Annotated in this window: 10 protein-coding genes; 3 read left to right on the forward strand and 7 right to left on the reverse strand. The window is 47.8% G+C overall.

Annotated elements, in window-relative coordinates:
- The first annotated feature begins 183 nt into the window (after positions 1-183).
- Positions 184-900 carry a 3-ketoacyl-ACP reductase gene (locus BTR1S_RS05530; RefSeq protein ID WP_006637183.1) on the forward strand — a complete coding sequence of 239 codons (717 nt, stop codon included), beginning with the start codon at positions 184-186 and terminating at the stop codon, positions 898-900.
- 44 nt (positions 901-944) lie between these two features.
- On the opposite strand, the gene BTR1S_RS05535 is transcribed toward BTR1S_RS05530, so the two are convergent.
- Positions 945-2156, reverse strand: coding sequence for a cytochrome P450 (locus tag BTR1S_RS05535; RefSeq protein WP_029418797.1), 1212 nt, complete (start codon positions 2154-2156; stop codon positions 945-947).
- A 384-nt stretch (positions 2157-2540) separates the two neighbouring features.
- Here BTR1S_RS05535 and BTR1S_RS05540 point away from each other — a divergent pair, with 384 nt between their 5' ends.
- Positions 2541-4094, forward strand: coding sequence for an alkaline phosphatase D family protein (locus BTR1S_RS05540; RefSeq protein WP_029418798.1), 1554 nt, complete (start codon positions 2541-2543; stop codon positions 4092-4094).
- 55 nt (positions 4095-4149) lie between these two features.
- Here the strand turns inward: BTR1S_RS05540 and BTR1S_RS05545 are convergent, their stop codons facing one another.
- From BTR1S_RS05545 to BTR1S_RS05560, 4 genes are all read right to left on the reverse strand, one after another.
- Positions 4150-5976: an ABC transporter ATP-binding protein gene (locus BTR1S_RS05545; protein WP_029418799.1), complete on the reverse strand. Its 1827-nt coding sequence runs from the start codon at positions 5974-5976 to the stop codon at positions 4150-4152.
- Complete coding sequence (locus tag BTR1S_RS05550) at positions 5973-7700, reverse strand: ABC transporter ATP-binding protein (RefSeq protein ID WP_029418800.1); 1728 nt, start codon at positions 7698-7700, stop codon at positions 5973-5975. Before BTR1S_RS05550 ends, BTR1S_RS05545 begins: the two co-directional genes overlap by 4 nt.
- A 3-nt stretch (positions 7701-7703) precedes the next feature.
- The gene (locus tag BTR1S_RS05555; RefSeq protein ID WP_006637178.1) at positions 7704-8171 is read right to left on the reverse strand and encodes a MarR family winged helix-turn-helix transcriptional regulator; all 468 of its coding nucleotides are present in this window, start codon (positions 8169-8171) and stop codon (positions 7704-7706) included.
- A 129-nt stretch (positions 8172-8300) separates the two neighbouring features.
- Complete coding sequence (locus tag BTR1S_RS05560; RefSeq protein ID WP_029418801.1) at positions 8301-9875, reverse strand: alkaline phosphatase family protein; 1575 nt, start codon at positions 9873-9875, stop codon at positions 8301-8303.
- A 144-nt stretch (positions 9876-10019) separates the two neighbouring features.
- Between BTR1S_RS05560 and BTR1S_RS05565 the strand changes: the two genes are divergently transcribed.
- The gene (locus tag BTR1S_RS05565) at positions 10020-11963 is read left to right on the forward strand and encodes a hypothetical protein (RefSeq protein WP_029418802.1); all 1944 of its coding nucleotides are present in this window, start codon (positions 10020-10022) and stop codon (positions 11961-11963) included.
- 17 nt (positions 11964-11980) lie between these two features.
- Here the strand turns inward: BTR1S_RS05565 and BTR1S_RS05570 are convergent, their stop codons facing one another.
- A complete protein-coding gene (locus tag BTR1S_RS05570) occupies positions 11981-13612 on the reverse strand; it encodes a PhoX family protein (protein ID WP_034326002.1) in 1632 nt (543 codons plus the stop codon).
- A gap of 260 nt (positions 13613-13872) precedes the next feature.
- Entirely contained in the window at positions 13873-14775 is a 903-nt protein-coding gene (gene gltC, locus BTR1S_RS05575; protein ID WP_006637174.1) for a glutamate biosynthesis transcriptional regulator GltC, read from the reverse strand.
- Positions 14776-14856 lie beyond the last annotated feature (81 nt).

Below are 14856 nucleotides of genomic sequence, written 5' to 3' on the forward strand. Positions count from 1 at the left end.
TGGTCTGTCCCATTTTTACAATAAAATTGTCAGGGTGTTTCTTAAAAAATCTCAACAGCGGATTTATGACAAATGGCTGATATTTATACGGGGTGAAATACGGGGCTGAGCTTTTTATTTGTTTGCGTATTGGGATTTCTTTATACTTTTCATGTGACATACATATGGAAAGGAAGTTTTACTATGCAGTCTCTACAACATAAAACAGCTCTGATTACGGGCGGAGGCAGAGGAATCGGCCGTGCAGCCGCCATCGCCCTGGCTAAAGAGGGCGTTCATGTCGCTCTGATCGGACGGACAAAAGCCAATCTTGAAAAAGCGGCTGAAGAACTGAAGGCGTTCGGTGTAAACGTATCGATTGCAGAAGCCGATGTAAAAGACTTAAAAGCCGTGGAAAGTGCGGTTCAAGCGGTGAAACAAGAGCTTGGCCACATTGATATTCTGATTAATAATGCCGGAATCGGCGGTTTTGCCGGTTTTCTTGAACAGACACCTGAAGAATGGGAGAATATCATCCAGGTCAACCTGATGGGCGTATACAATGTAACCCGCGCCGTCTTGCCTGAAATGGTGGAAAGAAAGACAGGGGACATCATCAATATATCTTCTACAGCCGGCCAACGAGGGGCAGCAGGCACGAGCGCTTACAGCGCATCTAAATTTGCTGTTCTCGGCTTGACGGAATCCTTAATGCAGGAAGTCAGAAAGCACAACATCAGAGTGAGCGCACTTACGCCAAGCACAGTCGCCACAGATTTGGCGATCGATTCAAAATTAACCGACGGCAACCCTGAGCGTGTCATGCAGCCTGAAGATCTTGCGGAATTCATGGTGGCCCAGCTTAAATTACATCCGCGTATTTTCATTAAATCCGCAGGCATGTGGTCAACAAATCCTTAAAGCAAACGAAAAAGGACAAGAGCCCCCCAGGGCCTTGTCCTTTTTTATGATTGAGATAAAAGGCGTACCGGCAGGCGGCGGACGCCGAAAACAAACGGGCTTTGAATCGCTTCGAGCTTCTCTGATGGTTCTCTTACAATTGAAGCGTGCCGCAAGAGATATGAGAGCGCAGTATTTGCTTCCAGACGGGCGAGGGGAGCTCCCAGGCAAAAATGGATGCCAAACCCGAAACTCATATGGGGGTTTGATTTGCGATCAAGCCTAAAGGCTTCAGGATCATCAAATTTTGTTTCATCCCGATTGGCTGAAGCCACCCAGCTGATGATGGTAGAACCTTTTGGAATCGTAACACCCTTGATGTCAGTGTCTTGGGCTGCAATGCGGCCGATCGCCTGCACGGGAGGGTAGTAGCGCAGCGTTTCTTCAACGAGATGAGGGACGAGAGACAGGTCGCCTCTCACGGTCTCCTGCGTTTTTGGATCTTCTGTCAGATAGCGGACGGCATTGGCTATTAAATTGGTTGTCGTTTCATTGCCCGCTACCAAAAGAATCGTGCAGAATCCCAACAGTTCGTCTTCTGTCAATCTTTCTCCTTCCACTTCAGCCTGAATCAAAAGCGAAATCAAATCCTCTTTGGGGTCTTTTTTTCGTTCTTCAATGATCGTTTTAAAGTAGCCTCTTAAAAATTCGCTGCCTTCTTCCCGTTGCTTGTTCATCTGCTTGATGGCTTCATCTGAGCTGTCTTTCGCGCCTGAAACCAAAATATCGGAATAGTGTTTGAAGATGCGCCGGTCTTCGGTAGGAACACCGAGGAGCTCAGCAATGATAATCACCGGAAGCGGTCCGGCCAAATCCTCGACCATATCAAATGTCTCTTTGTCTTTCGCTTCATCAAGCAGAAAAGCGGTCACTTCTTCGATGTGCGCTTCCAGCTGCTTCACTGTCTTAGGGGTAAAAGCCTTATTGACGATCGCCCTCATTTTTGTATGCCTTGGCGGGTCCATCGTCAATATGCTTTTTCCTTCCATGTCGCCGCCCCGTTTTGATGAAAAAAGCTTTGGCGTTTTTAATACGTACTGAACATCTTCATAGGCAAAGATATCCCAGCACTTTCGATCTTGATCATAACGCACCGGGCTAGTCTTTCGGAGCCGGTTGTAAATCGGAAACGGAAAAAGCTGATCTTCATTTGAGCTGATTTCTTTCATCGGAATCCAATTTGCATAACGATTGCCGGATTGAATTGATTTTGCCATGGTACCTCTCCTTTTTCGAATCATTCGATGTCCATGAACCGATTCATAAAGATACGTTATCACTCTTTGTGCGTTCATTTCAACGGACATGTTTTGAAAAAATTGTCAATTGGGCGAAAGTCGCGCTTTGAAAATGCAGTGAAAAGAAATGCGGGCATTATATAAGGATCTGTTTTATGATTTTTAGATTAGCCGCAGAATATTCACTTTTGCGATGGAATCTATTTACATCTCTTTTTCTATCTGTTACATTTTAAACAACAGAATAGTTTAATAGACGAAAGGGATGATAACGCTTACAAATAAGTCGAGATGCGGAAGAAAAGTAGTCTGCCGTGAAAGCCTCGGGCTGTTTTTCATTTTAATCGTAAAGGAGACTGTGCAATGAAAATCAATGTTTCAGAGTCTTTTCACGAGAAAACCGCAGGCATTCGGACAGCAGAATCAGACGGAAGGACAGCGGCAGAGAAAGTGCCGCGGTTTACCGCATACCCGTTTACGTTAGGAGTCTCATCTGGTGAGCCTCTTCCAGACAGTGTCGTGCTGTGGACCCGGCTTGCACCTGAGCCGCTGAATGGAGGGGGCATGCCTCCGGAAGATGTGATGGTAAGATGGGAAGTTGCCCGCGATCCTGATTTCCGGGAAGTTGTCAAGCAGGGAGAGGAGGCGGCCAAGCGCGAGTACGCCCATTCCGTTCATGTCGAAGTAGAGGGGCTTGAACCTGACACTGTTTATTATTATCGGTTCCATGCGGGTTATGAAACAAGCCAAACCGGCCGGACGAAGACGCTTCCTCTCCAAACCTCCGCAGTGGATCGGCTTGTATTCGCATTTGTCTCATGCCAGCATTTTGAAGAAGGATATTACACCGCATACCGCCGGCTTGCCGAAGAAGATCTCGACTTTGTTTTGCATTTAGGCGATGCGATTTATGAATATGGCCCGGGGACTTCCTCTAAGTGCGTCCGCCTTCATAAAGGCGCGGAAACCTTGACGCTTGAAGACTACAGAACACGCCACGCACAATACTTGTATGATGCCGACTACAGACTCGCCCGCTCGCTGTTTCCGTGGATCGTGACTTGGGACGATCATGATGTTGAAAACAATTATGCCGGATTGATCCCTGAAAAAGACCAATCTCCTGACCGTTTTATTTTGCGGCGGGCAAGCGCCTACCAGGCCTATTATGAGCATATGCCGCTCAGACGCTCGTCGATGCCTAGGGGAGGGGACATGCAGATGTATCGCAAAGTGACCTGCGGCGATCTGGCAGAATTCCATATCCTTGATACGCGTCAATATCGGGACGACCAGGCCAATCAAGACGGCAATAAACCGCCGAGCTTTGAATCGACAGATCCTTCAAGGAGCATATTAGGCCATGAACAGAAGAAATGGCTGTATGACGGACTTCGCCGTTCACAGTCGACTTGGAACGTACTCGCCCAGCAAGTCTTTTTTTCACAAGTGGATCATCAGGCAGGTGAAACTAAGGTACTGCCGATGGATGGGTGGGACGGCTATTCGGCCGAACGCAACGAGCTTGTCGAATTTTTGCAAAAACAGCATATTGCCAATCCAATCGTCCTGACAGGCGACGTTCACACGAATTGGGTATTCGACATCAAAAGCGATTATGACAATCCCAATTCCACAACAGTCGGCGCTGAATTTGCCGGAACCTCCGTGACATCGGGGGGAGATCGAGCGAATACGATCAAAGATCCGGACATCCTTTACATGGAAAACCCTCATTTGAAATTCTTTAATGATCAGCGCGGCTATGTGCGCTGCACGGTGACCAAGCAATATTGGCGCAGCGACTACCGGCTTCTCGATTATGTCTCAAAACCCGGCGGGCCGATCAGCACCGTCGCCTCATTCATTTGTGAGAATGGACGTCCGGGTGTCCGCCGCGTATCGGAAACGATGTAAATAAAAAAGGCTGTGCCCAAAAAGCGTTTCCTGACGCTTAGGCACAGCCTTTCCTTTAGCCGGCGGCTTCTTCCTGTGAAAATTGGCTGTTATACAAATCAGCATAAAAGCCATTTTGGCGAAGCAGCTCATCATGGCTTCCTTTTTCAATAATATCTCCGTTTTTCATGACCAGAATAAGATCCGCATCTTTAATCGTAGAAAGACGGTGGGCGATGACAAAGCTCGTACGGTTATCCATCAGTCTGTTCATCGCTTTTTGAATGTTCATTTCTGTCCGGGTGTCGACGCTGCTTGTTGCTTCATCCAAAATCAAAATCTTTGGATCAGCCAAAATCGCTCTGGCGATCGTCAGCAACTGCCGCTGCCCTTGGGAAATGTTTTGCGCATCCTCGCCTAGTATCGTGTCATAGCCGTCAGGAAGGGTGCGGATAAAGTCGTCGGCGTAGGCTCCTTTTGCCGCCTGAATGATGTCTTCGTCTGTTGCGCCTTCACGGCCGTAGGCGATATTGTCGCGGATCGTTCCGTTAAATAGCCATGTGTCCTGAAGAACCATCGCAAACATGCTTCTTGCCTGTTCACGCGACAGATTTTTAAGATCCATGCCGCCGACTTTGATGGTGCCTTTGTTTAATTCATAAAATCTCATCAGTAAATTAATAATCGTCGTTTTTCCGGCGCCGGTCGGTCCGACAATCGCAATCGTCCGGCCTTCTTTGACATCAAGGCTTAAATCATGGATCACCGGAACGTTTTTATCATAGCCGAAGGCGACGTGTTCAAACGATACATCGCCTGATAATGCCGCAAGATCGACATCTGCAGGCGTTTCCCGCATCTCTTCTTCTTCATCCAAAAGGCTGAACACCCGCTCTGCTGAAGCGATCGCCGATTGGATCGTATTCGCGATTCCGGCGACTTGAACAAGCGGCTGGGAAAACTGCTGGGTGTATTGAATGAAAGCCTGGACGCCGCCGACCAGCAATGTTCCGTTTAAGACAAAAATACCTCCCGTGATGCTGACGAACACATAGCCAAGGTTGCCGATGAACGTCATCATCGGCATCATCAATCCGGAGATAAATTGCGATTTCCAGCCGGATTCGTACAAACGCTCGTTCATTTTATCAAATTGCTGAATCGCTTTGTCTTCATGACCGAATGCTTTCACTTCCTGATGTCCGGTAAACATTTCCTCAACATGGCCGTTTATGGAGCCGAGCTCTTTCTGCTGTTCGGCAAAGTGCTTTTGTGAAAAAGATGCAATCAGTTTGACGGCAAGCATGCTGAGCGGAATGGTGATGCATACGACAAGCGTCAGCACCGGACTGATCAGCAGCATCATGATGATGATTCCGAGTATCGTAATCACCGATGTGATCATTTGTGTGAGCGCCTGTTGAAGCGAGTTGTTGATGTTGTCGATATCGTTAACCGCGCGGCTGAGCGTATCTCCGTGCGGATGTTTGTCAAAATATTTTAACGGAAGCCGTGACAGTTTTTCATTGACTTCCTGGCGCATTTCGAATATTGTTTTCTGCGCCACTCCGGCCATTAAATACTGTTGCAAAAATGTAAAGAAAGCCGAAAGAAGATACAGCCCCGCAAGGATCAGCGTGATCTTCCCGAGAAATCCGAACTGAACGCCGGTGCCTTTCGTAAAGCTTGCAAAGAGGGAGGAGGTGGCGTCTCCGAGAAGCTTTGGACTGATGACATTAAACAAGGTTGATAAAATTGCCGCAAAAACAACCAGGACGAGCTGAAATGTCCGCGGCTTCAAATAGCGGGCCAGCCTTAAAATGGTTTTCTTAAATTCTTTCGGTTTTGGCTGCTGCATATTGGGAGACATAGAGCCGGAATGCTGTTGCTCTTTCTTACTCATGCGCTCTCCTCCTCACTCTGCTGGGATGCGACGATTTCTTGATAAATGCTGTTTTCTGCCAGCAATTGTTGGTGTGTGCCGATTCCGGCTATTTTTCCTTCATTTAAAACTATGATTTGATCAGCGTCCATGATCGTGCTGACCCTTTGGGCGACGATGATGACGGCCGCATCAGCAGTTGTTTCCTGCAACGCTTTTCTGAGCTTTTGATCAGTTTTATAATCCAGCGCTGAAAAGCTGTCGTCAAACAGATAGATTTCCGGTTTTCTGACGAGCGCGCGGGCGATCGATAGCCGCTGTTTCTGTCCGCCTGACAGATTGGCGCCGGCTTGTTCGATATTGGAGTCGATTCCGTTTTCCTTATCATTTACGAATTCAGATGCCTGGGCGGTTTCCAGCGCCTCTAACACTTCTTCGTCTGTCGCGTCTTCTTTTCCGAAGCGGATATTTTCTTTAATCGTGCCGCTGAATAAAGACGCTTTCTGCGGAACATACCCGATTTTCTCCCGCAGATCTTTCTGCGGGATCTTTCTGATATCGATTCCGTTTACGAGCACCGCGCCTTTTTCAACATCGAAAAATCGCGGGATCAATTGCAGAATTGTTGTTTTCCCCGCACCTGTGCTTCCGATAATCGCGGTCGTTTCACCGGGCTTAGCCTGAAACGAGATGTTCTCGAGGACGGGTTTTTCAGCTCCGGCATAACGGAACGTCACATCTTGAAATTCAACATACCCGTGCAGCCCGGTGTTTTCTGCAGGCCTGGTTGAATCGGTCATATTCGGATTGCTCATCAGCACCTCATTAATACGGCTGGCGGAAGCCTGAGCCCTCGGGATCATCACGAATGTCATCGCAAGCATGATCAAAGCGATCAGAATCATGGATGCATATTGGAGAAAGGCCATTAAATTTCCGACCTGCAAGCTGCCCTGATCAATGCGAATTCCGCCAAACCAGACGATGGCGATGTTTGTAAAGTTCATCATGATCATCATTACAGGGAACAAAAAAGCCATGATTCGATTGACCGCGATGCCGGTATCGCGAAATACCTGATTGGCCTGACGGAATCTTTCTTTTTCGTCATCCACCCGATTAAAAGCGCGGATGACGCGGACCCCTGTCAGTCCTTCGCGAAGCACAAGGTTGAGGCGGTCCGTCTTTTTTTGCAGGACGCCAAAGAGGGGAACGGCCTTTCTGGTGATCAGAAAAATCAGTCCCGCCAAGATCGGGAGCGCCGCCACAAAAATCAGAGACAGCTTTGCATCCCGGTATACGGCCAGCACGATCCCCCCCATCAGCATCAACGGAGCTCTCGTCATCAGCGAAAGCATCATATTGAGCACATCTTGTATTTGTTTGACATCATTTGTCGTCCGGGTGATGAGGGAAGAGGAGCCGACTTTTCCAAACTCATCCATCGAATAATGCTCGACTTTCACAAACAGCTCTCTCCGGATGTCTCTCCCAAAAGCAAGGGCCGCTTTGGAAGCGAAAAAAGCCTTCGCTATTGTCATCAAAATCGCAAGGAGTGAGCAAGCCACCATCCACACGCCGGTTTTCAGGATATATGTAATATCTGAATTGACAATGCCGACATCAACGACATCAGCCATCAAAGTCGGCAAATACAGCTCAAGCAGGCTGCCGAGCAGCGTAAAAAGCGCCACAAAAATGACCTGCAGCTTGTAAGGCTTTAAATATTTTAAAAGAGAAATCATATGTCACCCTTCTTTTTTATCTGACTTTTCCATTTCCATAAAATCGGACATTTTATCAATCAAAGAGGCAAACTGTTTGCTCTCAGCCTCGCCAAGATAAGAGACGAGCTGGCAAAACCATTGATTCGTCTTGTTATGAACTTCGTTTGCCGCTTTTTTTCCCGCTTCTGTTAAAAAAATGCGGACGATCCGCCTGTCCGTTTGATCCATCTGCCGGATAATCAGCCCTTTGCTCTCGAGTCTGTTTAAAAGCTGCGTCACAAAAGGAGAGGTGACATGCAGAGCCTGGCTGACTTCCGTTACCATTTTGCCTTCCCGTCCGGTTCCTTCATTTAAAAACATCAAGGCTTTGGCTTCGTTTCTCTTCCACTCCATGACGGGAAAGGATTGTTTCATTTCCGTGTAGCGGAGCCGCTTAAATGCTTGAACTAATTGTTCAACCGTTTCATAGTTAATATCATCTTGTTTCATGAAAGCACCTGCTTCTCAAATTTAAATAAGTAAGTAAACTATCATTATATTATATAGAACAACAAAAAATTGTCAAAGAAAAACCATTGAAAAAAGGACGGGCCCGACCCGTGTTGAAAACAGGCCAGGCTATTGGACGAGCTTGCTGAAAAAATCCTTTGCATCAATGTGCCGAAGGTGTGCGGGAGCTTTTTCAGCGCCGATGATAATCATCGGCGCCAGACTGTCCGTTTTATAAAGAGAGCCGTGTCCGCCGCCCCCGGGATGAGTAGGGGATGTTTCGCCGGCAAATTGAAAACCCGGCTTCGCATCTGCGATGATATAACGTCCGGGGTGGGAATGAAGGGCGCCGTAAAGCCGTGCGAGGGCATCGGGATAATTTCCGTAGCGGAGAGAATGTCCACTGGCTGACAGATCCAATACAGAAAAATCGCCGGCAATCGCCCAGGATTGTCCATACTGATCGGCATATGCTCCCTTGGGACGGAAACGCAGCGGATTTGCCGCATGTTTTGCGGCAACATATACCCAGCCATTCTCTTTCCAGGCTGCGAAGCCGACCCGTTCATCCTGCAAGAGCGGTTTTGCCGCATCTTTTGCAGGGATGGTTTGATCCAATACATAAATAAACGACATTCGGTCGTTTACGGCAAAAAGCAGTTGATCTTTCTCATACGGCCCTTTGTTTATTTTCGCAATCCGATAGTGTTTAAATAGAGAGTGCAGCCGGATGACTGCTTTGTTTTGATCGTGGCCGATGGAGGTCTGGCCGCTGTCGCCCATGACGACCCATACCGCTTGCTGGGCGGCCGCATCCCAAGAATCAAATGCGTTTAATATGCGCTGCAGCTGTCGGTCTGTTTTTTCCAAACCTGAAATATCAGCCGGCCCTTTTTTATGAGTGCTGTGGTCATTGTCCGGCAAATAGGCCACCGTCAGGGAAGGAAGCTTGTTTTTCCTGATTAAATAGGAAAGCTCCTGTGCCGTGAATTGATCATTTAATCCATAGCCTTGCCAAAAACGCTGATGGCGGTTTTTCGGATCTAATTGAGCGAATCTGCCGAACGAAAAGATGGCCGGGCCCTTTACGGTCATGTGTTCAGGCATCAGGCGGAGGCGTTGGACAGGAGGCGGAACATTTAGATCATGATGATGGTTTCCGCGGTACACAAGGCCGTTTATGGAAGCCGAATGTTTTTTCCGTCTATCGAGTTCTTCATGAACGGTTTTGACCCGTTGATCTAAATGTTTTTGATTTAACGAATACATGCTGTCTTTAATCGCCCGCCTCACACCGAGTGCGGCGATTTCTTTTTTGCCGCTGCCGTAATTGACGATTCGGCGTTCGTTCTGGTTGTACCAGACGAGGCCTGGTACACGGTGGCGGTCAGGATAGGTGCCTGTCAGCAGGGTGCTGTCAATCGTGACAGACATGGTCGGATAAGAGCTGACGACTTCAGGCTGATAATGTCCGTGTTCGAAAAAGAATTGAAGTGCCGGAGCACGCCCTTCGTTGATGGCCCTTCTTAAAGAATGATCCATTAAAGAATCAATCACCAGCACGATGACAGGCTTTTTGGCAACTTTAACAGCAGCGCTTTCTTCAGTTGAAAGCCCCAGTTTTTCATCTCCGGTATTGATCCAAATGACAAATGAAAGCAGCGCGCATAACAAAACGATGACAATGATGATGGTTTTTTTCATATCGCTTCAGTCCTTTTACAGCCGATCTGATGATATGCATATCTTGGCATAAACGTAAAACATCTATAGCTGGTAATAGGTTCTAACCCAAATGAATTTTTGAAAAAGGGGAAAGCTAATGCTTTAGAAAGGAGGGTAAACCGCTTGAGAAAACATAAATGGCTGACAGGCCTCACAATCGTTGTTGTTTTATTGGCGGCCGGCTACATTACAATTCGGTTCCTCGAACCTGAATATGCTTATATGCCGCCAAAAGAAAAAGTCATTTCCAAAGAAAGCCGCAAAAACGGATATGACATGTGGGGACGTTTCGTTTCAAATGAAGAGGCCCGGCGGTCGGGGTTCTCCAGCAAAAACGGTGCGGTGAAGGTTGATGATCAGCTCTATGATTTGGGCAGGGAAACATTTTATAAGGAAACGTTCGGAAACGAAGTGTTTTTGACAGACATTCTTGGGCTGATTGACGGACCGATTACGTTTGCCAATATGACAAAGGCGATCACTGAACTAAAAGGGAAGGGAACGACAAATTTACGGGTTGAGCTGGCTAAAACGGCCAACATCGGCGGGAGAACGTATAAAAAAGGAGAGAAGATCGACACGGGAATCGATGTGCCAAAAGGAGCGTATGCCCCTCTCGGTATGCCGTTTAAATATTCAGATGGGAAAATCAAAGTCGGCATCAGCTGCGCCGCCTGCCATGCGACGACACACCCAAAAACAATGCAGGTGATGGAAGGGGTGACAAATCCGGATTTAAATACAGGACTGATGCTGGCCCTAGCCACAAATTCTGCCGCTTATTTTACCCATTCAGAAATTAAAAGCATTAAACAGTTCATCAATGGCAACAGTCCGGGGATTACTGGGGCTAATGGGAGGAAGGAGCGCCTTCCTGATCCGGATCGGCTTGAAAAAGCGGTTGATCAAGTCTTTCTGAAATGGCCGCGGGGCTACTTCGATTCGACAATCGATATGAAAAGCAATCCGACGCAAATTCCGGACGCCTTTACATTGGGCGACCATCCGTACAGCTGGAGCGGAGCGGCCATGGCCGGTCCGTTTAAAGGACTGAGTGTGTTCAGCAATAACGTTCATGCGCAAAACTCTGACAGCCTCTCACAAGTACCGGGAAGCCAGGCTCTTTTCGGAATGAGCCGGGACGTATACCTCGGGACGATTTTGCAGCGCGCGGCCAGTAAAACTTATCGCTATCATCCGAAAGGTAAGGATAGCCCTTCTGCATTTTTTGCAAAAGCAGACCCGACACCAGGCGCTCCAGGTGTCAATGAGCTGATTAAGCCGCCGAGCTTTCCGAAAATCACGATGGTTGCGCCGGACGGGGTAAACGCCGGTTCTTCCGACAGAAAAGCAAACGAAGAAAACAATGCCATGGCCGCCTGGCAAAATACGCTTTCGCCTCCTGAACCGCCTCGTAAAGCAAACGAAGAGACGATCAAACAAGGAAGAGCCGTTTTCGAAAAGGCAGGGTGCATATCCTGTCATGCAGGGCGTTATTTGACAAACAACAAAGTTGTTTCAGCGAAAGAAATCGGAACGGAGCCGACAAGGGCGCAGTCTTTCAAAAAAACGGAAAAGCTCTTTGGGAAAAGCACCATATACGCCCCGAATACGAATGTGCCCGTCAAAAACAACGCAAAGGTGCTTAAGGTGCCGACCGGCCATTTTGACAAAGAACAAATCGAATTGGCTTGGGCAAAAAACGGTTCGCCGGGAGGATATAAGGTTCCAAGCCTCATCGGGCTTTATTGGAGCGCACCGTACCTTCACGACGGAGGCGCCGCTGTCGGCAGCTCATTGACAGAAGCCGGCATCCCGGAGACCCTTGCGAAGGGAAAACCGGCTGACCCGTATCACAGCTTGCTTGCCTTGATTGACAGAGATTTGCGACAGCGGGTGATCAAAAGCAATGCCGCTTCACCGGATGCTCGGGCCGTCCGAGTCACAGGGAAAGGACACGAATTTTGGATCGATCAAAAAAGCGGCTTTTCCAAAAAGGAGCAAAAAGCAGTCATCGACTATTTAATGAGTCTTGATCCGCCGAAAAATGAGACAGGCCGCCCATAAGAAAGGCGGCCTGCTGTTTAAAACCCGGTGATTGCGACAACGCTCGGCCGCGGGATATCATCGCCATTGCGGTGCGGCCACATGCTCGTCGGTTTTGCAAGGTCTTCCGTTTCTTCACCGGGGTGCTGAACAGAAAGAAACAGTGTTTTTTCATCAGGGGTAAAGCAGGGGCCGGTCAGTTCTGCTTCGACAGGAGCTGAAGCAAATTGAAAGGCTTCACCCTCTTGTTTGCCATGCGTCGGGATGACAAATACTCCATTATTCCCGAAAGGTGTCCAAATGGCGGTGTTCATACTGCTGCTGGAAATATCTGTGACAGTCCATAGATTTCCGTCTTCATCAAACGTCAGGTTATCGGGGGCGCTGAAGCCGCTTTGAATACCTCCGGCGGCAAAAATCGCAAACTGGAATTCCAGTGCTCCGTGATCATCGTCTTTTTCATAAAACCTTGTAATATGACCGTGGAAATTCCCGTGTTTGTCATTGTTTGTATGAGCGATAAAAATCGTACCGTCAAACGGGCTGATTTCAACATCTTCCGGCCGGTCTGTCGGCGTTCCGCCAAGCAGGAGCGCCGCTTCATGGCAGTTGACCAAAACGTCCGCCTGGGTTTTAAATCGTTCAAGCAGCGCGCTGTTTCCTTCCGCTTTTTTTCTGACGGCTTCAATTGTCAGCGGAATCCATTGTCCTTTTGCAAAATTCGCCGCATATAACACGCCTTCTTCCAACAGCTTCGCGTTCTTTTTGCCGGCTTTTGGCTTGTATGTACCCTTGCTGATAAATTTGTAGACGCAGGCATCTTTTTTGTCGTCTCCCATATACACGACAACCCGGCCGTCTTTTGCAAGCCCCATGCACGTATTTTCATGATTAAATCTGCCGAGCGCCGTATGTTTGCGAATCTGGAAACGAGGGTTGAACGGGTCGACCTCGACGACCCAGCCGTAATGGGGTTGGTTCAGCTTGGCGGCTTTTGAGGTCGACTCAAAGTTTTCTTCACACGTTAAGACCGTATTCCATAATGTACGTCCGCCTGAGCAATTGGCAAATGTCCCTTGCACCGTCACCGCCCCGTCTACGGCCGCACTGCCTCTGGCGGGCCCTGTTAAATCGATCGGCGTCAGTCCCGTGACACGGCGGGCGTATGTTGAAGAAGGGTCCATTTTCCAGCCTTTGCTGTCTTGATACACTTCGATGACAGAGCCGCCCTGGTTGTACAGCAGGGTATTGATCTGTTCCGCTGTGTAGCCGGTTTCAATGGTCCGGCCGAAGACGAACAAGTCTGAAACGTATTCATGGTTGACCCACAGAAGCCCGCGCCCTTTTTTGTTGTCCATAGGGAAATAAAGCGTGTAGTCATTGTTAAATCCAAACGTATCCCCCTTTGGATTGATCTTGTCGCCGTATGAAGCGATTACATCGTAGCGATAGCCTTTCGGAAGCACAAGCTCGTCCTTTGTCGAAGGCTCAATCGGTGTGAATTTTAAAGGGCCGTACTTCGGTTTTTTCGCTCTGCCTGGCTGATGGAACAGGCCTTTCGCTTCAGCCGTTTTGACCAATCCGTCCAGCCCGGCTCCGGCCGCGGCCAATGCGGCTGTGCCTGTGCCAAGATAGCTTAAAAATTTGCGGCGGTTCAATACAGGGGACATATATAGACACCTCATTTTAATAGATTTGCTTTCATCGTAAAGGAAAACTGTTAAGAATGATTTAATGCAGTATAAAGGATTTGAAAATTCGGCATCTTAGTTTGATATGCGACATAAATATATGGGATATGGGCGTTTATTATAGAAGAAACTGATTCGGGGTTAAAAAGACGAAAAATTCAGATATTTATTTTGTTTTATGATAAAATAAAATCAGCCAAGCTTCCCGCCCGGCTGATCGATGTTTTTGAAATGACCTTCTATTGATATTGCTGAAGGCGCGAGAAGAACTTTTTCACAAACTGGTAAAAATCCTTCGTAGAAGGGGAGAGATCCCTGTTTTTTGGGGTAATGATTCCGACGGTCCGTTTGACCTGAGGATAATCAAGCGGGATTTTCTTCGTAAAGCGGGGGAGTGTTTCATTAAAGGCGCTTTCCGGCAAAAGCGTCACCCCTATCCCGGCGGATACCAGCCCTTTGACCGCATCCAAATCTTCGCCCTCCGAGGATATTTTCGGCGTATACCCCACCTGTTTACAAGCATCTACCGCCATTTTCCGAAAGATGAACCCATCCGGAAACAGGACGTAATTGTCGTTTCTAAGATCGCCCAAATGAAGGCTTTTCTGTTCAGAAAGCGGATGGTCGACCGGAACAAGGGCAAAAATGCTTTCCGTAAACAAAATGTCTCCTTTAATATCGGCGTTGTTCGTCGGAACAGGTCCGAGAAAGGCCAAATCGATATCCCTGTTTTTCACCGCTTCAATTAAAAATTTATATGAACCCTGTCTTAAATGAAAAGCGACGTTCGGATACTCTTCTTTAAACGCGGAAATGACGGTGGGGAGAAACTGGCTTGCAAGGCTTGTCGGAAAGCCGATCTTGACGGTTCCTCTGTGCGGATCCAAATACTCATCAATTTGTTCCTTCGCAAAATCGATCGCTTTCATCGCCGTTTCTATATGATCTAAAAACTGCTTTCCGATCGGAGTGAGTTTGACATTTCGGCCTTCACGTTCAAAAAGGTCGACGCCGAGCTCTTCCTCCAGGTTGGCAATCTGCCTGCTGATCGCCGATTGGGCGACGTGGAGATGCATGGCCGCTTCTGAAACGTGTTCTCTTTTTGCGACTTCCATGAAGTAATGCAATTGGCGTAATTCCATCGTGTTTCACCTGCTCATCTCAAAATGAGATAGTTTTAATCTAAATTATATATTGTTTGTATAGATTTGAAAACCTACAAT

Origin of the sequence: Bacillus sonorensis NBRC 101234 = KCTC 13918, assembly GCF_001592005.1 — a bacterium.
Lineage (GTDB): Bacteria > Bacillota > Bacilli > Bacillales > Bacillaceae > Bacillus > Bacillus sonorensis.

Coding starts and splice junctions, on each gene's coding strand:
- BTR1S_RS05530 (WP_006637183.1), top strand. CDS start 184: ATGCAGTCTCTACAACATAAAACAGCTCTGATTACGGGCGGAGGCAGA.
- BTR1S_RS05535 (WP_029418797.1), bottom strand. CDS start 2,156: ATGGCAAAATCAATTCAATCCGGCAATCGTTATGCAAATTGGATTCCG.
- BTR1S_RS05540 (WP_029418798.1), top strand. CDS start 2,541: ATGAAAATCAATGTTTCAGAGTCTTTTCACGAGAAAACCGCAGGCATT.
- BTR1S_RS05545 (WP_029418799.1), bottom strand. CDS start 5,976: ATGAGTAAGAAAGAGCAACAGCATTCCGGCTCTATGTCTCCCAATATG.
- BTR1S_RS05550 (WP_029418800.1), bottom strand. CDS start 7,700: ATGATTTCTCTTTTAAAATATTTAAAGCCTTACAAGCTGCAGGTCATT.
- BTR1S_RS05555 (WP_006637178.1), bottom strand. CDS start 8,171: ATGAAACAAGATGATATTAACTATGAAACGGTTGAACAATTAGTTCAA.
- BTR1S_RS05560 (WP_029418801.1), bottom strand. CDS start 9,875: ATGAAAAAAACCATCATCATTGTCATCGTTTTGTTATGCGCGCTGCTT.
- BTR1S_RS05570 (WP_034326002.1), bottom strand. CDS start 13,612: ATGTCCCCTGTATTGAACCGCCGCAAATTTTTAAGCTATCTTGGCACA.
- gltC (WP_006637174.1), bottom strand. CDS start 14,775: ATGGAATTACGCCAATTGCATTACTTCATGGAAGTCGCAAAAAGAGAA.